The sequence below is a fragment of the Mycobacterium sp. NGS58 genome (assembly GCF_059812385.1).
In genome coordinates this window covers 12,553-33,691 of sequence record NZ_JCALCO010000005.1, presented here as the reverse complement: position 1 = coordinate 33,691, position 21,139 = coordinate 12,553, and the positions used below count along the sequence as shown (strand labels likewise).

Annotated in this window: 20 protein-coding genes and 2 pseudogenes; 13 read left to right on the top strand and 9 right to left on the bottom strand. The window is 67.0% G+C overall.

Features of this window, described 5'->3' with window-relative positions; translation table 11 throughout:
• The first annotated feature begins 184 nt into the window (after positions 1-184).
• Positions 185-838, top strand: a complete 654-nt coding sequence (locus tag AC5Y4H_RS06670; RefSeq protein WP_499979649.1) for a biliverdin-producing heme oxygenase — start codon at positions 185-187, stop codon at positions 836-838.
• 28 nt (positions 839-866) lie between these two features.
• Here the strand turns inward: AC5Y4H_RS06670 and AC5Y4H_RS06665 are convergent, their stop codons facing one another.
• From AC5Y4H_RS06665 to AC5Y4H_RS06655, 3 genes are all read right to left on the bottom strand, one after another.
• Positions 867-1,628 (bottom strand): SDR family NAD(P)-dependent oxidoreductase, encoded by a 762-nt coding sequence (locus tag AC5Y4H_RS06665; RefSeq protein WP_499979648.1) that lies wholly within the window; start codon positions 1,626-1,628, stop codon positions 867-869.
• Positions 1,629-1,696: 68 nt separating this feature from the next.
• Positions 1,697-2,164 carry a lipocalin-like domain-containing protein gene (locus AC5Y4H_RS06660; protein ID WP_499979646.1) on the bottom strand — a complete coding sequence of 156 codons (468 nt, stop codon included), beginning with the start codon at positions 2,162-2,164 and terminating at the stop codon, positions 1,697-1,699.
• A 25-nt stretch (positions 2,165-2,189) separates the two neighbouring features.
• Complete coding sequence (locus tag AC5Y4H_RS06655) at positions 2,190-2,366, bottom strand: hypothetical protein (protein WP_499979645.1); 177 nt, start codon at positions 2,364-2,366, stop codon at positions 2,190-2,192.
• 88 nt (positions 2,367-2,454) lie between these two features.
• Between AC5Y4H_RS06655 and AC5Y4H_RS06650 the strand changes: the two genes are divergently transcribed.
• From AC5Y4H_RS06650 to AC5Y4H_RS06640, 3 genes and pseudogenes are all read left to right on the top strand, one after another.
• The gene (locus tag AC5Y4H_RS06650) at positions 2,455-3,138 is read left to right on the top strand and encodes a GAP family protein (RefSeq protein WP_499979644.1); all 684 of its coding nucleotides are present in this window, start codon (positions 2,455-2,457) and stop codon (positions 3,136-3,138) included.
• A gap of 52 nt (positions 3,139-3,190) precedes the next feature.
• A complete protein-coding gene (locus AC5Y4H_RS06645) occupies positions 3,191-3,955 on the top strand; it encodes a class I SAM-dependent methyltransferase (RefSeq protein WP_499979642.1) in 765 nt (254 codons plus the stop codon).
• Positions 3,956-3,961: 6 nt separating this feature from the next.
• Positions 3,962-4,144 (top strand): annotated as a pseudogene (locus tag AC5Y4H_RS06640) (aldehyde dehydrogenase family protein); the annotation flags it as partial.
• Positions 4,145-4,149: 5 nt separating this feature from the next.
• On the opposite strand, the gene AC5Y4H_RS06635 reads toward AC5Y4H_RS06640, so the two are convergent.
• Both AC5Y4H_RS06635 and AC5Y4H_RS06630 read right to left on the bottom strand, forming a co-directional pair.
• Entirely contained in the window at positions 4,150-5,364 is a 1,215-nt protein-coding gene (locus tag AC5Y4H_RS06635; RefSeq protein ID WP_499979931.1) for an osmoprotectant NAGGN system M42 family peptidase, read from the bottom strand.
• Positions 5,365-5,494: 130 nt separating this feature from the next.
• The gene (locus AC5Y4H_RS06630; protein ID WP_499979930.1) at positions 5,495-6,376 is read right to left on the bottom strand and encodes an HpcH/HpaI aldolase/citrate lyase family protein; all 882 of its coding nucleotides are present in this window, start codon (positions 6,374-6,376) and stop codon (positions 5,495-5,497) included.
• A 183-nt stretch (positions 6,377-6,559) separates the two neighbouring features.
• Between AC5Y4H_RS06630 and AC5Y4H_RS06625 the strand changes: the two genes are divergently transcribed.
• The gene (locus tag AC5Y4H_RS06625) at positions 6,560-7,483 is read left to right on the top strand and encodes a class I SAM-dependent methyltransferase (RefSeq protein WP_499979640.1); all 924 of its coding nucleotides are present in this window, start codon (positions 6,560-6,562) and stop codon (positions 7,481-7,483) included.
• Between the two features lie 23 nt (positions 7,484-7,506).
• Here the strand turns inward: AC5Y4H_RS06625 and zwf are convergent, their stop codons facing one another.
• Entirely contained in the window at positions 7,507-9,006 is a 1,500-nt protein-coding gene (gene zwf, locus AC5Y4H_RS06620; RefSeq protein WP_499979639.1) for a glucose-6-phosphate dehydrogenase, read from the bottom strand.
• A gap of 135 nt (positions 9,007-9,141) precedes the next feature.
• On the opposite strand from zwf, the gene AC5Y4H_RS06615 reads away from it, so the two are divergent.
• Positions 9,142-9,324: a hypothetical protein gene (locus tag AC5Y4H_RS06615; RefSeq protein WP_067132127.1), complete on the top strand. Its 183-nt coding sequence runs from the start codon at positions 9,142-9,144 to the stop codon at positions 9,322-9,324.
• Between the two features lie 31 nt (positions 9,325-9,355).
• Here the strand turns inward: AC5Y4H_RS06615 and AC5Y4H_RS06610 are convergent, their stop codons facing one another.
• From AC5Y4H_RS06610 to hrpA, 3 genes are all read right to left on the bottom strand, one after another.
• Positions 9,356-10,333 (bottom strand): DUF1444 domain-containing protein, encoded by a 978-nt coding sequence (locus AC5Y4H_RS06610; protein WP_499979637.1) that lies wholly within the window; start codon positions 10,331-10,333, stop codon positions 9,356-9,358.
• 62 nt (positions 10,334-10,395) lie between these two features.
• A complete protein-coding gene (locus AC5Y4H_RS06605; protein WP_499979928.1) occupies positions 10,396-11,850 on the bottom strand; it encodes an FAD-dependent monooxygenase in 1,455 nt (484 codons plus the stop codon).
• Positions 11,851-12,048: 198 nt separating this feature from the next.
• Entirely contained in the window at positions 12,049-15,957 is a 3,909-nt protein-coding gene (hrpA, locus tag AC5Y4H_RS06600) for an ATP-dependent RNA helicase HrpA (protein ID WP_499979635.1), read from the bottom strand.
• Between the two features lie 124 nt (positions 15,958-16,081).
• On the opposite strand from hrpA, the gene AC5Y4H_RS06595 reads away from it, so the two are divergent.
• The 7 genes and pseudogenes from AC5Y4H_RS06595 (at position 16,082) to AC5Y4H_RS06565 (ending at position 20,889) form a co-directional block, all read left to right on the top strand.
• Positions 16,082-17,104 (top strand): YhjD/YihY/BrkB family envelope integrity protein, encoded by a 1,023-nt coding sequence (locus AC5Y4H_RS06595; protein ID WP_499979632.1) that lies wholly within the window; start codon positions 16,082-16,084, stop codon positions 17,102-17,104.
• A 58-nt stretch (positions 17,105-17,162) separates the two neighbouring features.
• Positions 17,163-17,936 (top strand): enoyl-CoA hydratase/isomerase family protein, encoded by a 774-nt coding sequence (locus tag AC5Y4H_RS06590; RefSeq protein WP_499979630.1) that lies wholly within the window; start codon positions 17,163-17,165, stop codon positions 17,934-17,936.
• Between the two features lie 264 nt (positions 17,937-18,200).
• Positions 18,201-18,449 carry a DUF3253 domain-containing protein gene (locus AC5Y4H_RS06585; protein WP_499979629.1) on the top strand — a complete coding sequence of 83 codons (249 nt, stop codon included), beginning with the start codon at positions 18,201-18,203 and terminating at the stop codon, positions 18,447-18,449.
• A gap of 101 nt (positions 18,450-18,550) precedes the next feature.
• On the top strand, positions 18,551-19,213 hold the full coding sequence (locus tag AC5Y4H_RS06580; RefSeq protein ID WP_499979627.1) for a cutinase family protein: 663 nt from the start codon (positions 18,551-18,553) through the stop codon (positions 19,211-19,213).
• Positions 19,214-19,406: 193 nt separating this feature from the next.
• Complete coding sequence (locus tag AC5Y4H_RS06575) at positions 19,407-19,955, top strand: thioredoxin family protein (protein ID WP_499979625.1); 549 nt, start codon at positions 19,407-19,409, stop codon at positions 19,953-19,955.
• 63 nt (positions 19,956-20,018) lie between these two features.
• Positions 20,019-20,573 (top strand): annotated as a pseudogene (locus AC5Y4H_RS06570) (alcohol dehydrogenase catalytic domain-containing protein).
• A 61-nt stretch (positions 20,574-20,634) separates the two neighbouring features.
• Positions 20,635-20,889 (top strand): hypothetical protein, encoded by a 255-nt coding sequence (locus AC5Y4H_RS06565; protein WP_499979624.1) that lies wholly within the window; start codon positions 20,635-20,637, stop codon positions 20,887-20,889.
• Positions 20,890-21,139 lie beyond the last annotated feature (250 nt).

Sequence of the window (21,139 nt, the reverse complement as noted above, 5' to 3'; positions counted from 1 at the left end):
ATGTGTGCCGCCACGCTGGAGTGGGCCGGCGTCGGTTCGCATTTCTGAGCAGATTGGTTGGCACTGATTCCCCGCGCGCTCAACAAAACTTTCCCTCCGGCAAGCACCACTCGGCTTTCGGCTCTGGTCGCACCCGCTGCAGCAGCCGTCCCCGCGGTGATCACCAATGTAATCTGGGCACGTCATGCGCTCGATCGCCGTCCCAACAAGCCGCCGTCTCTCGGTCGCGATGAAGGAGGGCTCGGCGGCCGAACACGACGCCGCCGAGCAGAGCCCATTCATGTCCGAACTGCTCGCCGGCCGGATCGGTGCGCCGGGCTATTCCGATTACTTACTGCGGTTGCGCGTGGTGTATGCCGCCCTGGAGGAAGCCGTGCGGGCCCGCCGTGACGATTTTATGGTGGCCGCCGTGTACGACCCCGCGTTGGAGCGCCTGACGGCGATCGATGCCGACCTCGAGCACTGGCTTCCCCAGGGCGCCGACCGAGAAGTCCACTCCCCCGCGGCGGAGGCCTACGCCGAGCGGCTCGGCGCCCTCACGTGGGGTGGTGCGCTGGTGGCACACCACTACACCCGATACCTCGGGGACCTCTCCGGAGGCCGGGGCATCGGCAAAATCCTGGACCGGACGTTCGGGCTGCGCGGCGCCGGCCTCGCGTTCTACGAATTTCCGGTGCGGCCCAAACCGTATAAAGACGCCTACCGCGCCCGCCTTGACGCCCTTAGCGCCGACGCCGCCGAGATCGATCGCATTGTCGGCGAGGTGAAACTCGCCTTCGGCCTCAACCAGGCCCTCTTCGATGAATTGGCCGACGACGTTGAGGACCGTCAGCGCTGAGACTCGCCTATGCGAGGCGACGAGCAGGTCAGACTTGGTTGAATCCGCCGTCGGCGGTCACCGTGGATCCGGTCGTGAAGCTGGACAGGTCGCTGGCCAAAAACACCGCGGCATTGGCGATCTCGGTGGGATCGGCGAAGCGGCCCAGTGGGATCGTCGCGATGCGGCCGGCGCGGAACTCCTCGATCGAGGCTTCGGGATCGGTCTGCGCGGCCAGTGCGTTGCTTCCGGGGGTGGCCGTGGACCCGGCCACGATCACGTTGACCCGGATGCCGCGGTCGGCGAGTTCGTTGGCCCAGGCGCGGGCCAGTGACCGGACGGCCGCCTTCGTGGCGGCGTAGATGCTCAGCCCGGCACGGCCCCGGTCGGCGGTGGTGGAGCCGGTCAGGATGATGGAGGCGCCGTCGTTGAGCAACGGCAGCGACTTCTGCACGGTGTAGACGACTCCCTTGACATTAGTGGTCAGCAGCGTGTCGAGGTCGTCGTCGGTGATCTCCCCCAGCCGCGCCACCCTCGTCGACCCGGCGTTGGCCATCACGATGTCCAGGCCATTACCGGCGGCGGCGACCTCGGCGTACAGCCGATCGAGATCCCCCGGCGATCCGACATCGCCGGCTACCGCGGTAGCGCGCGGCCCCAATTGCTTTGCCGCATCGTCAAGTTCGGGCCGGCGTCGGCCGGTGATGAACACCCGGTCGGCCCCTTCGGCGAGAAACCGCCGCGCGGTCGCCAGCCCGATGCCTGAGTTGGCACCGGTGATGACCGCGGTCTTGTGGTCGAGCAATCCCATTCGGTTCTCCTGTGGCCGGCGCGACGCGCTGCGTTCGCTCCTCAGGTTCGTTTCAGTTGCACGACAGGCTATTTGGCTGGTTTCGCGCGCTGCCAGAGCAGGCGTCCGCTGCGCAGTTTACCTTTGATGAGCACGGGCTCGGCCGGGCCGAGTTGCAACCGGTCATCGCCGATTTGGGCTGCGCGGTACTGCGTTCCGCCGGTCCAGTTCGGCAGCAGGCTGACGTCGACGTGGTGGGCGATAATGCCGTTGTCGAGAACGCTGTACGGGCCCGCGTAGGCCAAATATCCCCTGGCCGCCGCGGCCAATTCGTCGTTGTCGGCGAGCTGGAGATCGCCGCGGGCAACCGGAGCGCGGTCCGCGCGCATGATCTGTGCGGACATGTAGCCGTCGGCGGTGTACATGATGATTCCGCGGGCGTCGGTTCCCAGCGGGTAACGCACGTTGGAGCCATCCACATCGGAGCTCTGGTAAGTCTCCAACGTCCAGGCCCCGACGAGGTATTCACGTAGACCCTGCGAGGTCGTTTGGTTCAATGTCGAACCCCTCCGTGATGTGGTGTCACCGCTTGACCGCGGCGGCATTGCAACCACCGCGCCGCGACGCCTCGATGATGCCGTCCATGACTTGCGCCGAAACCATCGCCCCCCGCGTCAGCAATCGTGAGGGCGCAATCGCCGGTTCAGCGGCGGCCTGCGCCGACAAGTTCTCCCTCGGACTCGTATTGTTTCCCAGCATGATCGCTGCTTTGATCCTGTCGCCGTGGTCAGTGCGCAGTCGGCTGCGGGCAGCAGGGAAATCCGCACACTAGGCCAGGTGCAGACGCGTGGCGGCTCTGGCACTGGCGCTTGCCGGACTGGCGTTTCTCGACTCGCTGAACGTGCTCAACCTGGGAGTGGTCTCGGCCGTCATCTTCGACAGCCGACTAGGACGTCGGTCACCGATTCCGGGTGCCCTGAGCTACATCGCGGGCGTGTTCGCGGTGACGACCGCCTTCGGCGTGTGCGCCGTCCTGGGCATCGGCTTCATCACCGAGGTGCTCGACTTTCACCTGACGCCGGCGATTCGCTTCCGGGGCGAACTGCTGCTGGGGATCGTATTGATCGGTGTGGCCTACTTCCCGCTGACCGCACAATCATCGGCACCCGGGTGGGCGCTCGCGGCGATGCGGCAACGGCCCTGGCTGCTGGGATTCCTGGGGTTGGCGGTGGGCAGTGGCCAAGCCCCGACCGCCGTGCCCTACCTCACCGGGTTGGCAATGATCGCCGCGCTGCACCCGAGACCGCCGCTCTGGCCGCTGGTCATCATCGCCTATTGGGCGATCGCTCTTTCGCCGCCGCTGCTGATCCTCGCCCTGTCGACGAGAAAAACCATGCAGGCCAAGCGGATTCAGCGTGCGATAGTGCGTGCCCTCACCCGCTACGGCCCGATGGCGGTGCGGCTGCTGTTCCTGGTTGTCGGGACCGGGCTCATCGCCGATGCGCTGGTCAACCACAGCGCGCTCTGGTGAGGCGCCACGACTTCTCACGTCTCGCACAGCGAGCTGGATTACCTTGTCGCGTGTGACTGATCGTCGAGAACGCGCGATGTCCTTCGGTTCGATCGCCGAAGACTACGACGGGCTGCGGCCGCACCCTCCGCACCAGGCGGTGGACTGGTTGTTGCCATCCGAATGTGAGGTGGCCGTCGACCTCGGCGCGGGCACCGGACTGTTCACCCGAACGCTCGTCGGCCGGGCCGCGCACGTCGTCGCTGTCGAGCCCGACGCGCGGATGCGTGCGGTGCTGGCGGAGCGGTCTCCGGGGGTCCGCGCCGTCGAAGGCACCGGTGAGGCGATCCCCATGCCCGACCATTCCGCCGATGCGGTGTTCGTGTCGTCGGCGTGGCACTGGATGGATCCCGAGCGGGCCGTTCCGGAGATCGGCCGCGTCCTGCGCGACGGCGGGCGTTTCGGGCTGATCTGGACTAGTCGTGATCGCGACGTGGACTGGGTTCGCGGCCTCGATCTGCTGCCCGGCGACGACCTGACCGAGGCGGATGCACCCGACCGCTTCCGCCGCCATCAGAACGTCGTGCTCCCCGATCCGCAGATCTTCCACAACGTCGCCCGCGAGACCTTCGCATTCGTGCGGACGATGACAATCGACGACGTCGTCGCGATGCTCGGCACGTACAGCCGGGTGATCATCGCGTCGCCGGATGACCGCGCGCAACGGCTCGACAACGCCCGAGCCCTCCTTGCCGAGCGTTTCCCGGGCGCCGACGCGATCGACGTCCCCATGCAGTCCCGGTGCTGGCGCGCCGACCGGATCACCCGCGGCCGGTAGCGCCGGCGCAGGGGCTACTTCGTGCACCCGACGGTCGTCACCGATGTCGATCCCGACACCAGCCGGCTGTTCCGGGAGGAGATCTTCGGGCCCGTCGTCACGATCCTGCCGTTCGGCGGCTACAAGCAGTCCGGCAAGGCCGGCATCGAGACGTACCTACAGACGAAGATCGTCTGGGCGCAGATGTAGCGGCCTCAGGCCTGGGGTCCGTCCGGCGGCCAGACCGTCCCGGGCGACGCCTCGCCGGGGCTCTCGAAATCGCCGCGAGACAGCGGCACCCACCGCTCGCTGGGCGCGGGCTGTTCTGACGACGGGAAGTCCTCGAGCTTGCCCGATGGCTTGGCATCCCACTGGGCGAATGTCAGCGGCGTCTGCAGCCAGGCGTGCAGGAGGTTGTAGGCCGCTTCCAGCGAATCGATGTGCGTGCGCTCCCAACCATGGCTGGCGTCGAGTCCGAAGCCGACCAGCGCTGCGCGGGTGTTGGCCCCGGCCTCGATCGCCGCGGCGGCATCGGATCGGTAAAAGCGAAAGATGTCGCGGGCGAACTTGATTCCCTGCTCGTGCGCGAGCCGGCAGAGTTTGCGGGTCAGGTGGTAGTCGAACGGGCCGTGCAGATCGGCCATCGGTATCGTGACGCCGTCCTCGATGGAGTGCTGGCCGGGTGCGCATACCGCGTTGTCCACCGAAACCAGTTCGGCGACGTCGGCGGGGAGCCCGTGGCTGGCACCGTGGCCGACCTCCTCGGTGATGGTGACCATGATCGTGGTGCGGTGCGGCAGCACCACTTTGTTCTCCGCGAAGTTCTTGGCCAGGGCGAGCGCGATCGCGACGCCCGCCTTCCCGTCCAGATGGCGGGAGACGATGAAGCCGTCGGCCGTGAGCTCGGGGCTGGTGATCAATGCGACGAAGTCACCGATCTGCAGGCCCAGACGAACCAAATCCTCGCGCGAAGACACCTTGCGGTCGATGCGAACCTCGACGTGCTCCCAGTCCGTGGGTTGGGTATCGATCGCGTCGCCGAACGCGTGCCCGCTGGCCTTGAGCGGCAAGACGGTGCCGGTGATGAACTCGTCGGGGTCGTCGATGAAGATGCGTACGCGAGCCCCCTCGGCGAACCGGGCCGAAAAGGTGCCGACGGGAACGATTTCGAGGCGGCCGTTGTCCTTGAGGTTGCGGATCATGCAGCCGATGGTGTCGGAGTGGACCACCAGCGCCCGGTCGGTGGTCGCGGACTCACCCGGGAGTTCGGCGGTGAGCGCGCCGCGCCGGGTCAGCGTGAACGGCACCCCGAAGTCGTCGAAGATGTCGCCGATCAGCTGCATCACCGCGTCCGTGCGTCCCGCCGGGCTCGGGGTCTGCAGCAGCGCGAGCAGCGTGTCGATCATCCACGCGCGGTCGGCCTCGGCCATGGTATGAGCCACGTCATCTCCTCTCGAGTCGTCGGGAACGCCGTTCAACCTACCGCGTGCCGGGCGCCAAACGCCCGTTGCGCGTTGCCGTGACCCACCCGCAGTGACGCACCCGACATGTGCACCGCCCCTAGGAGGCGGATCCCATCTCGGAGATCAGATCCGCCAGGGTGAGGATGCGCTGGGCGTCCCTGACGTGCAGGCTCTCGATCATGCGGCCGCCGACGGTGATTACGCTGCTCCCCGCGGCCTTGGCCTCCTCGTAAGCCGACACGATCGCGCGGGCGTCTTCGAGCTCCTGGCGTGACGGGCCGAACAGCTCGTTGGCGGGGGCGATTTGCGACGGGTGAATCAGGGTCTTGCCGTCGAACCCCATCTCCCGGCCCTGCTGGGCCTCGGCCCGGAATGCGGCCTCGTCGGTGATGTCGTTGAACACGCCGTCCAAGATGATCTTCCCGGCCGCCCGCGCTCCCAGCAAAGCCAGGCCTAGGGCGGGCGCGGCGGGTGCCCGGCCGGGGACGTGCAGGCCGTGCAGCTCGTTGACAAGATCGTTGGTGCCCACCACCAATCCGGCGAGGCGATCGCTGGCCGACGCAACATCCTCTGCCCGCAGGAAGGCCCTGGGCGTTTCGATCATCACCCACAGCTGCAATGACTTCCGCGCTCCCAACGCGTCGAGCGCGTCAGCCAGCGCTTGAACCTGTTGACCCGTTTCGACTTTCGGCACCAGCACGCCGTCAGCAGTCGATGCGGCCACGGCGGCGAGGTCGTCATCGTGCCAATCGGTATCCAGGCCGTTGATACGCACCACCACCTCGCGGGGCCGATAGCTCTCCGAAGAGATCGCGTCGCACACCGTCGTCCGTGAATCGGCCTTCGCGTCGGGTCCCACCGCATCCTCGAGGTCGAATATCAGCATGTCCGCCGGCAGGGTTTTGCCCTTCTCCAGCGCGCGGGGTTTGTTGCCGGGCAGGTACAGGGCGGATCGGCGCGGGCGCAGGGTCGGTGCCATCACGTGATTCACTTTCGGAGTCGTCGGGCAGGGGCCGGGAGTGAAACGCCTGCGCGACCGGTGTGTGGTGCGCGTGGCATAGCCAGAAAGTACCCTTCGGTACCGGTGGTGTAGCCACCAGCGGTAAGCGGGGCCGAGGGCGAATTGGCCGACGCGGCGGGTGGATTCCGGAAGGGGAAGCGAATGTCATCATTTGGCTCGGTGCGTAGCGAGGGCGACAGCTGGGACCTGGCCTCCAGTGTTGGGGCGACCGCGACGATGGTGGCGGCCTCGCGGGCGCTGGCGTCCCGCGAGCCGGACCCGCTGCTTGACGACCGGTTCGCGGAGCCGCTGGTGCGGGCGGTCGGGCATCCCTTTTTCACCCGCATGCTGGATGGTCAGATCCCGCTCGACACCGATGACATGCCGATGACGCTGCAGCAGCGACGCGAGCAGATGACAGTGCGGACCCGCTTTTTCGACGATTTCTTCGGCGCCGCTACCGCCGCTGGAATCCGGCAGGCCGTCATCTTGGCCGCCGGGCTGGACGCGCGGGCGTATCGGTTGCCCTGGCCTTCGGGGATGGTGGTTTTCGAGGTCGACCAGCCCGAGGTCATTGCCTTCAAGACCGACACACTTGCCCAGCTCGGTGCCGAACCGGCCGCCGAGCGCCGAACCGTCGCCATCGATCTTCGCGATGATTGGCCAACGGCGCTGCGCGACAGCGGCTTTGATGCGGACGCCCCCACCGCCTGGATCGCCGAGGGCTTGCTGCCCTATCTACCGCCCGAAGCCCAGGACCGGTTGTTGGACAACATCACCGCGCTCAGCGCTCCGGGCAGCCGGCTGGCCACTGAGAACATCACCGACATGAGCGTCTTCACCGACGAACGGGCCCGGGCGATGCGCAGCGCCTGGCGGCAGCACGGACTGGACATCGACGTCGCCGAGCTGGTGTGGCTCGGGGAGCGCCGCCCCGCCGCCGAGCACCTGGCCGCCACCGGCTGGAACGTCACGCGCCACCCCACCGAGCAGGTCTATGCCGATTACGGGTTCGTGCTGCCGGACAACGAGGTCCTCAAAGAATTCCGTCAGGCGATCAGTTACCTCAGAGCCGAATTGGGCTGACCGCTGATGGTTCGGCGCTTCCGCTAGGACCTGGCTTCGCGCCACTCGCGCTCGAAGGGCAGCCGCCACGCATTGGGTGCGATCAATTGGTGAATGGCATTCGGACCCCAGGTGCCCGGCTGATACAGCTTGGCCGGCGGCGGGTCGGTGAGCAGATCTTCCGAACGCTCCCACAAGGATTCGATGCCCTCCGCGGTGTTGAACAGCGTGTGGTCGCCGCGCATAGCGTCGAGGATCAGTCGTTCGTATGCCTCCAGTACGTCCACGACCGTCTCGATCTCCTGCGAGGAGAATTGCATGGACAGCTTGTCCAGCTTCATGCCCGGCCCGGGCCGCTTGCCATAGAAGGACAACGAAACCTTCGAGTTGTCGGCGAGGTCGAAGGTGAGGTGATCGGGCCCTTGGGTGCCCACGCCGGACCCGGGCGGGAACATGGTTCGCGGGGCCTCCTTGAACGCGATCGAGATTACGCGGATGCCCTCGGCCATCTTCTTGCCGGTGCGCAGATAGATGGGCACTCCGGCCCATCGCCAGTTGTCGATGCCGACCTTGAGGGCGATGAACGTCTCGGTGTCGGAATCCTTTGGCACCCCGTCCTCGTCGCGATAACCCTGATACTGACCGCGAACCACGTTCGACGGCTTGACCGGCAGCATCGACCGGAACACCTTGTTCTTTTCCTCGCTGATGGCGAACGGCTCGAGGGCCGTCGGCGGCTCCATCACCACGAACGCCATCACCTGGAACAGGTGGGTCACCACCATGTCCTTATACGCGCCCGTCTCCTCGTAAAAGTTCGCCCGCTGTTCCAGGCCCTTATCTTCGGGAATGTCGATCTGAATGTGGTCGATGAAGTTGCGGTTCCAGATCGGCTCGAACAGGCCGTTGGCGAAGCGGAACGCCAGGATGTTCTGCGCGGCTTCCTTGCCCAGGAAGTGATCGATGCGGAAGATCTGGGATTCCTCGAAGGTTTCGTGCACGAAGTCGTTCAGCGCCACCGCGCTGGCCAGATCGGTGCCGAACGGTTTCTCCATCACCACCCGCGAACGTTCCACCAGCTTGGCGTCGCTCAGCATGGTGATCACGTCGCGCGCCGCCTTGGGCGGCACCGACAGGTAATGCAGCCGCCGCACGTTGGAACCCAGGTTTTCCTCGGCCTGCGCCACCGCCTCGGCCAGCGCTTCGGGTCCGGCGCCCTGCGGGACGTAGTTGACGATGTTGGCGAAGTTCGACCACTGCTCGGGCGTGAGCTTGTGCGTGCCGAAGGAATCGATCGCTTCCTTCGCGAGGTCACGGAATTCGTCCTGACTCAGATCTTCCAACGATGTGGCGACGATCTGAATATTCGGCGCCAATTCGGACTGGTCGAGGTAGGCCAGGCCGGGCAGCAGTTTTCGCTTCGCCAGATCGCCGGTCGCACCGAAAAGAACGATGACGTGCGGATCGAGCGGGTCGGCATGGTGGCGACGCGGGCGGGCGTCGGCTGCGGGATAAGCGATGGTCTGAGGTTTCTCGGTAGCCACCCTTGCGATACTTCCACCGCCGCCGCGCTGTGTCTCGTGTCTCGTGGCGGCGCCTGGGTCTGGTTAGCGGACGCTCGATCGGGTATTGAATAGCGGCGGGTTCCCGGCGCCGGAGCCCGTCCCTCACCCAGGCCAATGGAAAGCGACATGACCAAACCCGACAAAGACCCGCTGAGCCGCGCTCAGGAGCTGGAAAACATCGTCGACGAGCTCGAGGAGAAGGTTACCGAGGAAAGCGAAGCCGAAGGCGTCCCCGGCAACCGCAGCGACCGGGAACAAGCGGCGGCGCGCGGCACGACCAGCGAGCCGCCGGACTAAGGGGTTGCCTGCGTGGCCCGAAAGAACGTCGTCAGCCGCTCGGTAGGTCGATGGCGTGGGCCTTCAGCGTTCTCAACATCTCGGCCGTCGGCCATTCGTTGGCCCGGTAGCGGACCGGGTTGATTCCCGCAACGGGAAGGATGCCCGCCACGTCGACCACCGTCGGAAAAGGCACGGTGAACGTGTCCGACACATTGGACGGGTCGCCGAGAAGAAAGGTCACGTAATCGGTTTGCGGTAGCTCCCATGGAATGCCCTGCCCCCACACCGCCGTGGTGCGCCGGCCCCACGCCGTCTCGATCATCTGCGCGTCGCCGACGTATTGCGGAAACAACTCGCGTTCATAGTGTTGCCGCAAAAACTCGGTCTGGTGGCTGTATTCCTTTGTGGCCAGCAGGGTTCGAGCCCGCAACGCCAAATCGCGCAGGGGGTGCGGACCGGCCTGATCGAACGGCGCGATGATGCTGCCCTCGATCGTGTACCCCTGCGGCGAGATGGGCTGATCGGCGTCGAGGTACATCTGCTCGGCGACTTCGAACAGGTCCGCGGCATTGTCGGGCGCGTCGGTGCCCAGCAGTAATACGCCATCGCCCGGGAAAAAGACCAGTGGCCGGTGGCCGTCCGTCACCGCGAGTGAACCCAGCCAACCGGGCGCCAGGATCATCGAGTCGACATAGCTGCCGCCGTCCGCGTCTTTCAACAGGTACTTCTCGCCCGGCTGGAAGGCCTGCTGATGGGCGGAAAGGTTCTCCCTGGCCGCCGCGAAGGCCTGATCGCCGCTGATGCCCCAGGCGTCCGTTTCGGCCGGGGTCACCATGGCCCGCACCGTCGGCAGGTCGACAACGACCATCTCGTTGATGAAGGGGAACACGGGACGGACCCACGGCAGAGCCCCGGAGTTGACCAAGTGGTTGACGTAGCTCTGCGGGCGCAGCACCGGCCTCAGCAGGGCTCCGGCCTCGGCCCAATCCATGGGCGGAGTCGGCGGTTGGTCGGTCGCCATGTTCAAATGCTTCCTGCTCTCGAACAGCGAACACGCACGTTACACCCTGCGTCGGCGGGGACAAGTCATCATTTGGCCGGCGTGGATTGTCCGGGCGCCGCGGCGGGTGGTCCGACCCAGGTGGCGAGGGCGTCACACAGCGCCGGGTCGGTATCGGCGCCGACCCAGGCGACGTGGCCGTCCGGCCTGATCAACACCGCGGGCGGGTCACTGACCGCGCCCAGCACCGGAAGTACGCATGCGGCAACATGTTTCGCGCCGACCAGCCGGACGCGGTCTTCCCAGGGCTCGATGTCTATGGCGTCGGAATTCCCGAAATTCAGCAGCAGCGGGCGGGCGTCTCGCAGCAGGTCGAACACGCGCCGCGGACCGTCTTGGGTGACCAGGTCCAGGTCGGGCATCCGGCGCCCCACCAACGGATGTCCTCCACCCAGGTCGTAACGGATGTCCAGGCCAGACATCATCGCGGCGAAGCGTGCGCGCGGTTCGTCCATGCCGAGGAGGTCGGACACGGTGTCGCGCAGTGCCTTGGTGCGTTCGTCGGGGCGAAGAAGCGCCATCTGCGCCATCGCGTTGCGCAGCACGCGCTGGGCAACCGGGTGCCGCTCGGCATGGTAGCTGTCCAAGAGGCGGTCGGGCGAAGTCCCGCTGACCACCTGGCCCAGCTTCCAGCCGAGATTCACCGCATCCTGCACTCCAGTGTTGAGGCCCTGACCGCCCACCGGGTGGTGGATGTGTGCGGCGTCGCCGGCGAGCAGGACCCGCCCGTGCCGATAGGCGGCGGCCTGCCGCGCCGCATCGGTGAACCGGGAAAGCCAAGTGGGACTGTGAATTCCATAGTCGGTGCCGTATGCGGCGACGAGTGCGTCACTCAAGTCACGCAGCGTGGGTTCGGTGGCCGGTCCGAGGTTGGCCTCGGTGACCATGACCCGGACCGGCCCGCCCTCCTCGGCGGTGGACAGGGCGTGAACGCCGATCGCGTCGTGGCGGATGCCCCACTGCGGGGAGTGCCCGGTCCCGAAGTTCATTTCGACCTCGGCGAGCAGATAGCTCGTGGTCGCGTCCCACCCCGGAAATTCGATGCCGGCCGCCTTGCGGGTGACGCTGCGTCCTCCGTCGCACCCGACGAGATACTGCCCGCGCATCGTCCGGCCATCGGACAGGCCGACGTCGACGCCGGTGTCGTCCTGGGCGCAGGTCGTCACCTCGTCGCCGCGGTAGATCTGCACGCCGAGTTCGCTTACCCAGTCCGACAGGATGCGTTCGATCTCGTTCTGCCACAGAGCGAGTCCGTACGGATGCCGGGTGGGAAAGTCACTGATGTCCAGCCGGATCTGGGCGAATCCGGCCACCTGCGCCACCTGGCCCCGGGATAGGAACCGATCGGCGATGCCGCGCTGGTCGAGAACTTCGATGGTGCGGGAATGCAGACCGCCGGCCCGTGCCCCGATCAGAGCCTGGCCGGCGCGCCGCTCGACAATCGCGGCGTCGACCCCCGCCAGCGCCAATTCTCCCGCCAGCATCAGCCCCGTCGGGCCGCCCCCGGCGATGAGCACGGCATGCCCGATGTCGCCGGGCGAGTTCGCCGATGACCGCGACACATCCACTTCGCTACCCCGATTCGCTTGAATTCTGCTCGAAGACAGCGAGTTTGCACCATCACCCGGGTCTTGCGGCAAGCCCCCATATGCGCTATACGTTGAAAGTGGCGGGGAGAACAATCACCAACGGTTGCGCACCGCGTCGATCGCGCGGTAGATCCGCCGCTCGCTGACCGGGCGCGGAGTGCCCAGTTGCTGGGCCCACAGGCTCACCCGGAGTTCCTCGATCTGCCGGGCGATGTCGCGAACGTCCGCGGCCGCCTTCGCCGGCCCGGGTAGCTCACGCATCAGTCCGGCGTAGGCGTCCTGCACGGCGTGCACCCGTTGCATGCGCTCCCGATCCGCGCCGACGGCGTGGGGCAGCCCGTCGAGGCGGCGACGGATCGCGAGTAGGTAGCGGGTGAGATCGGCGAGGTGCGCAGGCCCGGTGGCGGTGACGAAACCGGCCGGCAACAGCCGATTCAGCTGCGCGCGGATGTCGGCAATCGCGTCGGTTCGGGCGGGCGACGGATCTGCGGGTATCAGCAGTTGTACCTCCTGCGCGGCGGCCAGCACCCTCTCGACGCGATCCACAATGTCGACGGTGGTGGGCAGCAGGGACTTTCCCGCCCGCTGTTGCAGCGAGGCGAATTCCGCGCGAGTCCACACCGGCGCCGTCACGATCGCGTCGGTCGCGGCATCGGCGCAGTCATCCAGCAGCGCGGCCAGATCCCCGTCCGGGTTGGAACCGAGGGTCAGTCGGGTGCGTGGATCAAGTTGATGCGCAATGTTTTTGACCGGTGAAGCGACACTGAGCCGCACCAGGCGGCGGATGCCGGGGCTCATCGCTTGGTCCTGCTCGGCCGACGTGGCGAACACGCGAAGGTCGACGGTGCCGCCCGCGTCGACGAATGCGGGAAAGCCCCGCACGGTGCGTCCGTCCAGCGTGCGCTCGACGACGCGGGGCAGCTCGTCGAGGTCCTCGGGCCAATCGCGCAGCCCCGTCCGCTCCAGCTCGCCCGCGACCGCATGCGCGACGGCTTGGCGGGCCGGTGTGGTGAGGTGTTCCTGCAGGGCCCGCAGATCTTTGCCGCGGGCCACCTCGGTTCCGTCGCCGGCCTCGACCGCAAAGGTCACCCGCAGGTGCGGCGGCAGCTTGTCCAGGTCGAAGGCGTCAATCGGCACCAAAACTCCGCTGCGACGGCGTAACTCGCGTTGTAGTGCCGGCAGCACCGGCTCACCGGCCGGGTCGATTGCCGCCAGTACCGCGCGGGCAGTGTCGGGTGCGGGAACGAAGTTGCGGCGCAGGTCTTTCGGCAGTGACCGGATGAGCGCGGTCACCAGCTCCTCGCGCAGCGCCGGTACCTGCCAGGCGAACTCGTCGCCACCCAAGCGCGCCAGCACGTCGATCGGCACGTGCACGGTGACCCCGTCGTCGGCGGCGTTGGGCTCAAACCGGTAGGTCAGGGGCAGCGCGACATCTCCCGTGCGCCACGTGCTCGGTCGATCCCCGCCTGGGGTGTCGTCGGTACGCAGCAAGTCGGAGCGGGCGAAGGTCAGGAGGTCCGGTGTCTTGTGTCGCTGCCGTTTCCACCACGCGTCGAAGTGCCGGGCGGAAACGACCTTGGCGGGGATGCGGGCGTCGTAGAGCGTGTAGACCTCGTCGTCGCCGATCAGCAGGTCGCGACGGCGGGCGCGCTCCTCCAGCTCCTCGAGCTCGGCCCGCAGCGTTGCATTGTCGCGAAAGAAATGATGACGGGTCTGCCAATCGCCCTCGACGAGCGCGTGCCTGATGAACAGTTCGCGCGCCACCGCGGGCTCGACCCGGGCGTATCCCACCCGGCGGCGCGCAGCCAGCGGCAGCCCATACAGAGTCACCCGCTCGTAGGCCATCACCTCGCCGCGCCTGGCGTCCCAGTGCGGTTCGCTGTAGGTGCGTTGCACCAGGTCGCCGGCGACCCGCTCCACGACCTCGGGCTGGATACGCGCGGCGGTGCGCCCGTACAGCCGGCTGGTCTCGACCAGCTCCGCAACGACAACCCAGCGCGGCGGCCGTGTGGTGAGCACGGAGCCGGGCGCCAGCACGAAATGCGAGTTGCGCGCGCCCAGATACTCGCGGGTGTCTTCGCGGCGCAGGCCCACATGCGACAACAACCCGGCGAGTACCGCAGCGTGCACCCGCCCGGGATCCGCCGGCTCCTCGGACGCGGCGTCTTCGACGATGCCCAAGTCGCGCGCGACGCTGCGCAGTTGCCCAACCAGATCCTGCCATTCGCGAATCCGCAGATAGTGCAGGAACTCGGAACGGCACATCCTACGAAACGCGTTGCCGGACAGGGACTGCCGCTGCCCACGCACATAGCGCCAGAGGTTGAGGTAGGACATGAAGTCGGAGCACTCGTCGGCGAATCGGGCGTGCTTTGCGCGGGCCGCCTCCTCACTGTCACTCGGCCGTTCCCGCGGGTCCGGGATCGTCAGCGCCGCGGCCAACACCAGCACCTCGCGCACGCAGCCCTCGGCCTGGGCCTGCAGAATCATCCGTCCCAACCTCGGGTCGACGGGCAGCCGCGCGAGGCGACGACCCAGGTCGGTGATGCCGCCTTGCTGGTCGAACGCACCGAGTTCGACTAATAGCTGCACCCCGTCGCGAACGCTGCGGCGGTCCGGTGGGTCGAGGAAGGGGAACTCCTCGATGTCGCCGAGCTGCAGGGCCGCCATTTGCAACAGGACGGCGGCCAGGTTCGTCCGCAGGATCTCGGGTTCGGTGTAGCGCGGGCGCGCCTCGAAATCCTGCTCGGAGTAGAGCCGGATGCACACGCCGGGCGCGACTCGGCCGCACCGGCCGGCGCGCTGCGCGGCCGACGCCTGCGAGATGGGCTCGATCGGCAGCCGCTGCACCTTCAAGCGGCGGCTGTAGCGCGACATGCGGGCGTTGCCCGGGTCGATGACGTAGCGGATCCCCGGCACCGTCAGCGACGTCTCGGCGACGTTGGTCGCCAGCACGACGCGGCGCCCGCTGTGAGGCGCGAACACCTTCTCCTGCTCCGCGGTGGGCAACCGCGCGTACAGCGGAAGCACCTCGGTGTGCCTGAGTCCGGTCAAAGCCTCTGCGGTGTCACGGATTTCGCGCTCCCCAGACAAGAACACCAGGATGTCCCCTGGCGGTTCGGTCTCGAGTTCACCGATGGCGTCGACGATCGCCTCGACCTCGTCGCGGGTCTCGGTGCGCACGATCTCATGATCGGGGTCGTCCGGGTCGTCATCGGAATCGGAAGGCACGACGACCTCCAGCGGCCGGTAGCGCACCTCCACCGGATACGTCCGCCCGGACACCTCGATGATCGGCGCGTTGTCGAAGTGCGCCGCGAAGCGCTGCGGCTCGATCGTCGCCGAGGTGATGATCACCTTCAGATCGGGGCGTACGGGCAGCAACTCCCGCAGATAACCGAGCAGGAAGTCGACGTTGAGACTGCGCTCGTGGGCTTCGTCGAGGATCAGCGTGTCGTAGCGCAGCAGGCGGCGGTCGCGCTGAATCTCGGCGAGCAGGATGCCGTCGGTCATCAGCTTGATCAGCGTGCGGTCGCTGACCCGGTCGGTGAACCGCACGGTGTAGCCGACGGTGTCGCCGAGCGGGCCGCCCAGCTCGTCGGCGATGCGCTGGGCGACCGTGCGGGCGGCCAGCCGGCGGGGCTGGGTGTGGCCGATCGTTCCGCGGATGCCGCGGCCCGCCTCGAGACAGATCTTGGGCAGCTGGGTGGTCTTTCCCGATCCGGTTTCACCGGCGACCACCACCACCTGATGCGCTCGTATCGCCTCGGCGATTTCCTGCCGCCGTTCGCTGACCGGCAGGTCGGGATAGCCGATCGTCGGTACCGCGGTTCGACGGGCCGCCATCACCGCCTGCGCCGCCGCGACCTGGTCGGCCAGCTGCCGCAGCTTCTCGGGTGAGGCGCCGCGCAGGTTCTTCAGGCGCCGGCCGATCCGGGCGGCGTCGCGCAGCGTCAGCCCGTCGAGTTGTTTGCGCAACTGCGCCGCAGACGGTTCGGCCACTGTGCACACAATAGGCACCCGCGCGGGCGCGAGCCGGACGCGCGGGGTTGATGGCAGCCGAATCCGGGTATCAGGTGGCGAGTGCATCGAATTGGATGCCGGCTTGCGGGGGAAGTGATCGGCGGTGGTCGGTTGGCTGGACAGGCTTCAGCGACGGAATCGGGCCGTCGGCGTGATTGTCGGTGTCATCTACAAATACAACGACGATCAGGGTGGCTATCTCGCCGCGCTGATCACCTACTACGGGCTGGTGTCGTTGTTTCCGCTGCTGCTGCTGTTGACCACCGGTTTGGGGGTGGTGCTGGCCGGCCGGCCCGATCTGCAGGCACAGGTGCTGCACAGCACCCTGAGCCAGTTCCCGGTGCTCGGCGACCAGTTGCACCACCCGCAGGGGCTCAGTGGCGGAGCGGTCGGCGTGGTGGTGGGCCTGCTCGGCGCGCTCTACGGCGGCCTGGGCGTGGGACAGGCGCTGCAGAACGCGATGGACACGGTGTGGGCGGTGCCGAAGCACAAGCGCCCCAACCCGATCCGATCCCGGCTGCGCAGCCTGCTCTTGCTGTTGGTGCTCGGCTCGGCCGCGATCGCAGCCACGGTATTGGCCGCGGCGGGCCACGCCACCGGAGCGCTCGGCATCTTCAGCAAGATCGGCCTTGCACTGGCCGCGGTAGCGATCAACGCGATGATCTGTCTGGTGGCCTTTCGTGTGACGACCGCGCGCGGACTGACATATCGGCAGGTACTGCCGGGAGCTGTTGCCGCGGCGTTTATTTGGCAGATGCTGCAGTGGTTCGGGGCCGGCTACGTCGCGCACACCGTGAAAAGGGCCAGCGCCACCAACAGTGTGTTCGCACTGGTGTTGGGCGCGTTGGCGTTTCTGTTCCTCGCGTCGGTGGCGCTGGTCATGTGCGCCGAGGTCAATGTCGTCTTGGTGGAGAAGCTCTACCCGCGCGCCCTGCTGGGTGCGTTCAGCGACGACGCGGATCTGACGATGGCGGATCGGCGGACCTACACCAAAAAGGTCAAAGCCGAACGGGTCAAAGCATTCGAGCGGGTACATGTGCACTTCGACGACGTGAAACGCCTGCCGACGAAAACCGCTGGGCGATTTGGGATTCCCCATGGTCTCCGCCGCCCGCGCACACCATGAGAATGGGTTTGGCACCGGTTCACGGCAAGGTGTGGCCGCGGCGCAATAGTCTGCAGTCATGAGTCTGGTCACCTATGAGTTGCAAGACCACGTTGCCACCATCACCCTGAACCGCCCCGAGGCGCGCAACGCCATCAACGGTGCACTCCGCCGAGACCTCAACGCCGCCTGGGATCGCTTCCGCGACGACCTGGACGCGTGGGTCGGGATCCTGACGGCCAACGGCGGCGTCTTCTGTGCCGGCGGCGACCTCAAGGACGGCGAAGGTTCGGTAGGCACCTTCGGTGGCACCTTCTGGGAGAAGCCGACGATCAACTCGTTCGAATCCGGCATGGAATTGTTCAAACCCACCATTGCCGCGGTGCACGGTCCGTGCATCGGCTACGGCGTGACCGGCGTGCTGTTCTGCGACTTCGTCATCGCCAGCACCGAGGCCACGTTCTGCTTCCCGGAGGTATCGATCGGGGTGCCTACCATTGTCGGAGCCATCCGGTTACCGCACCGGGTGGGCTGGGCCAACGCCATGGAGTTGCTGCTGACCGGAAAACCCATGAGCGCCGAACGGGCCAAGGAAATCGGTCTCGTCTGGAAGCTGGTCGAGCCCGACCAACTCCAAGCCGAGGCCCGAGCGTGGGCGCGCACACTCACCGAGGCCGCACCGCTGGCCCAGCGGGCGACCAAGGAAGTGGCGTGGCGAACCGCCGACATGGGCTGGATCGAATCGGTGCGCTTCGGCGAGACCATGCGGAAGGTGGCCGGCGCGACCGAAGACGTCGCCGAGGGGCTGCGGGCCTGGGCCGAGAAGCGCAAACCCCAGTGGCGCGGGCGGTGACGGTCGTGTGTCAGAACGCGTAGCGGACCCGTTACGCGTCAGGAATACGACCTCGGCCGCGAGTTGCTGCCTGGTGCGCCCGTTGGTGTTGTCGGCCACCTGCTGCAAACGCCCGCACGCCGGGTGCGGTTCCGGGTGGCGAACGGGCGGCGGCGTGGCTTGACTGGTGGGATGGGCGAGCGATTGCGTGCCGAACTAGGGCGTGTGTCAAGCGGCGGTGGGACAGGCGCCGACAATGCCGAGATCGCCCTCGGCGATGGCCCCATGAGGCGCCGGCTCGAGTCGTCGATTCTCGCGTTGGCCGAGCATCGTGGTCCGGGGAGCAGCATCTGCCCGTCGGACGCCGCCCGTGCGGTGGGCGGCGACGATTGGCGCGCTCTGATGGACGACGCCCGGGAGGCCGCCCGGCGGCTCGCGAGATCCGGTGACGTGGAGATCACCCAACGCGGCAACGTCGTCGATCCCGACGGCGAATGGTCCGGACCCATTCGCATCCGCCGCACCCGACCTTAGGGGCTCTGTGCTGCAACGTCGTTCGTCTGATCGAACGTTTCTCGCTGTCCTTGCGCCAACCGCCGGGACCGCCCTTGCCGGCGATATGACAGGATCTCGGCATGAGTGCACGCAGATCTGCTCGCTGGGTTGGTATGTCGGTCGTGACGGCGTGGGCGCTGCTGAGTGCACCCTTCGCGGCCCCCACCGCCGTCGCCGATGGGTGTTCGGACGTCTCGGTAGTGTTCGCTCGGGGCACCCATCAGGAGCCCGGTCTCGGCAACATCGGACAGGCGTTCGTCGACTCGTTGACGTCGCAGCTCGGCGGTAAGTCCGTCGATGTCTACGCGGTCAACTACCCCGCCAACGACGATTACCACAACAGCGCCAACGCCGGGTCCGCCGACGCGAGCGCGCACATCCAAGACGTGGTGGGCAGCTGCCCGAACTCGCGGATCGTGCTCGGCGGCTACTCCCAGGGCTCGACGGTCATCGACCTGGCCACCAACGCGATGCCGGCCTCGGTGGCCGATCACGTCGCCGCAGTCGCCCTCTTCGGCGAGCCGACCAGCCAGTTCTCCAGCATGCTGTGGGGCGGCCAACCGCTGCCGACGATCAACCCGGCTTATGGCTCCAAGGTCACCAGCCTGTGCGCCCCCGACGATCCGATCTGCTCAGGCGGCGGCAACATCATTGCGCACGTTTCCTACATCGAGGACGGGATGACGGCCCAGGCCGCGACGTTCGCGGCCGACAAGATCAACCAGGGCGCGCCGCGCGTCTGACCCCGTCAGTCGTTCGTCCGCTCGGCCGTGCAAGCCAACTGGACGCGTAGGCCGCGGCCAGGTGGGCACAGGCCGACGCCAAGTTGCGGAACACCCGCGACGACGGCGATCAATTTCCATACAGCTCAAGGTGTTTCGTACTAGCCCTGCAGTATGGTGCGCGAACTTGCCTTATGCCGATACTCTGGCCCGCATGGCCATCGAGTCCAGCATGCTCGCACTCGGCACCGTTGCACCGGCGTTCGCCCTGCCCGAGCCGGCCACCGGCCGCACACTCAGCAGCGACGACCTGACCGGGCCGGCCCTGGTTGTCGCCTTCATCTGCAATCACTGCCCGTATGTGAAACACGTCGCCGACGGGCTCGCCGCCCTCGGCCGTGACCTCGCCGGGCAAGGCGTTGCGATGGTCGGCATTTCGAGCAATGACGTGACGACCTACCCGCAGGACGGGCCCGATCAGATGGTCGCGGAGGCCCGCGGCCACGGCTGGACCTTCCCGTACCTCTACGACGAAACGCAAGATGTCGCCCGCGCGTATTCGGCGGCCTGCACGCCGGACACATTCGTTTTCGACGGTGAACGTCGACTGGTCTACCGGGGCCAGCTTGACGATTCGCGGCCCAAAAACGGCCGCCCGGTCACGGCCGCGGACGTCCGCGCCGCCGTGGACGCGGTACTGGCCGGGCGTCCGGTCGATCCCGACCAGCGCCCGTCCATCGGGTGCGGCATCAAATGGCGTTGAGGTGGGGTTGAACGCAGCGATTCCCGGGTAGCTGGGCGTGCACAACCCTCAGAGGGAGGCGTTATGCGCGGAGCCGTCATCTACGGCGCAGGTGATGTCCGATTCGAAGAACTGCCGGAACCCGAGATCGTCGCACCCACCGACGCCATCATCCGCACCACCGCGACCTGCGTGTGCGGTTCGGATCTCTGGGACTACCGCGGCATCAATCCGGTCCCCGAGCCGAAGCCGTTCGGTCACGAGTACTGCGGCGTCGTCGAAGAGGTCGGCAGCGACGTCACCTCGGTCAAGCCCGGCCAGTTCGTCATCGGGTCCTTCTACGCCTCCGACGGCACTTGTCCGAACTGCCGCAACGGCGTTCAGAGTTCGTGTGTGCACCGCGTGCTGATGGGTGGTTGCCAAGCGGAGTCGGTGCGAACAACTTTTCAGCACCCAGGTCGGGCTGCGCGGCGGGCCCGCCCCGGTCCGGCACTTCCTGCCTGCCCTCATCGAGTTGGTGCTCGACGGAAGAATCAACCCGGGCAAGGTATTCGACCTGCGCCTGCCCCTCGAGCAGGTCGCCGAGGCCTACCGGCCATGGATGAGCGGCGCGCCATCAAGGCGTTTCTGCAGCCCTAGGTGAGGTCGGTCAGTGCGCCGGCCGAATGGTCGCCGCGTTTCTTCGGCTAACGTCGACCGTATGTCCAAAGTCTCCGGCGACGACCTGATCGACGACGTCACTCCAGGCGACATCATCGCCGTGGACCGCGGCTCCGGTGAACAGCCCTACAAAGTCGTCTTCAAGGATCCCAGCGACGCGGGGTATCTCATCACGTTCGAGGCCGACGGCGGTGAAACCTTTCAACTCGAGCTGTCGGCCGGCACGCGGGTCACACGGTCGCTCGGGGCGAAATGGGAGTCTGCGCAGAGTCCCACGCCAAACTCGGAGAACTAGCGGCGCTGCCCTACCCGGCAAACCGGAAGGTGTTGGCAGGCAACCCTTTCGATGACCGCCGCCTCGCTCCATCAGGAAACACGGGCGCCGACCCCGCTGATACCGCTCGACCTCGTTCCGCACCGGCCGTTTGGGCGGCAGGTGGGCGGGTACCGCCATGCTCCAGAGGAGGGAGCCCGCGGTGAGACTCATAGAAACAACAAGGTCGACTGCCGCCGCGTGGCGATGCGACCGAATGCTTCCACCGTCG

Excerpts from the sequence above, each read along its gene's own strand:
- AC5Y4H_RS06670 (WP_499979649.1), top strand. The coding sequence starts at position 185 with ATGCGCTCGATCGCCGTCCCAACAAGCCGCCGTCTCTCGGTCGCGATG.
- AC5Y4H_RS06665 (WP_499979648.1), bottom strand. The coding sequence starts at position 1,628 with ATGGGATTGCTCGACCACAAGACCGCGGTCATCACCGGTGCCAACTCA.
- AC5Y4H_RS06655 (WP_499979645.1), bottom strand. The coding sequence starts at position 2,366 with ATGCTGGGAAACAATACGAGTCCGAGGGAGAACTTGTCGGCGCAGGCC.
- AC5Y4H_RS06635 (WP_499979931.1), bottom strand. The coding sequence starts at position 5,364 with ATGGCCGAGGCCGACCGCGCGTGGATGATCGACACGCTGCTCGCGCTG.
- AC5Y4H_RS06630 (WP_499979930.1), bottom strand. The coding sequence starts at position 6,376 with ATGGCACCGACCCTGCGCCCGCGCCGATCCGCCCTGTACCTGCCCGGC.
- AC5Y4H_RS06625 (WP_499979640.1), top strand. The coding sequence starts at position 6,560 with ATGTCATCATTTGGCTCGGTGCGTAGCGAGGGCGACAGCTGGGACCTG.
- AC5Y4H_RS06615 (WP_067132127.1), top strand. The coding sequence starts at position 9,142 with ATGGAAAGCGACATGACCAAACCCGACAAAGACCCGCTGAGCCGCGCT.
- AC5Y4H_RS06605 (WP_499979928.1), bottom strand. The coding sequence starts at position 11,850 with ATGCTGGCGGGAGAATTGGCGCTGGCGGGGGTCGACGCCGCGATTGTC.
- AC5Y4H_RS06590 (WP_499979630.1), top strand. The coding sequence starts at position 17,163 with ATGAGTCTGGTCACCTATGAGTTGCAAGACCACGTTGCCACCATCACC.
- AC5Y4H_RS06585 (WP_499979629.1), top strand. The coding sequence starts at position 18,201 with ATGAGGCGCCGGCTCGAGTCGTCGATTCTCGCGTTGGCCGAGCATCGT.
- AC5Y4H_RS06580 (WP_499979627.1), top strand. The coding sequence starts at position 18,551 with ATGAGTGCACGCAGATCTGCTCGCTGGGTTGGTATGTCGGTCGTGACG.
- AC5Y4H_RS06575 (WP_499979625.1), top strand. The coding sequence starts at position 19,407 with ATGGCCATCGAGTCCAGCATGCTCGCACTCGGCACCGTTGCACCGGCG.
- AC5Y4H_RS06565 (WP_499979624.1), top strand. The coding sequence starts at position 20,635 with ATGTCCAAAGTCTCCGGCGACGACCTGATCGACGACGTCACTCCAGGC.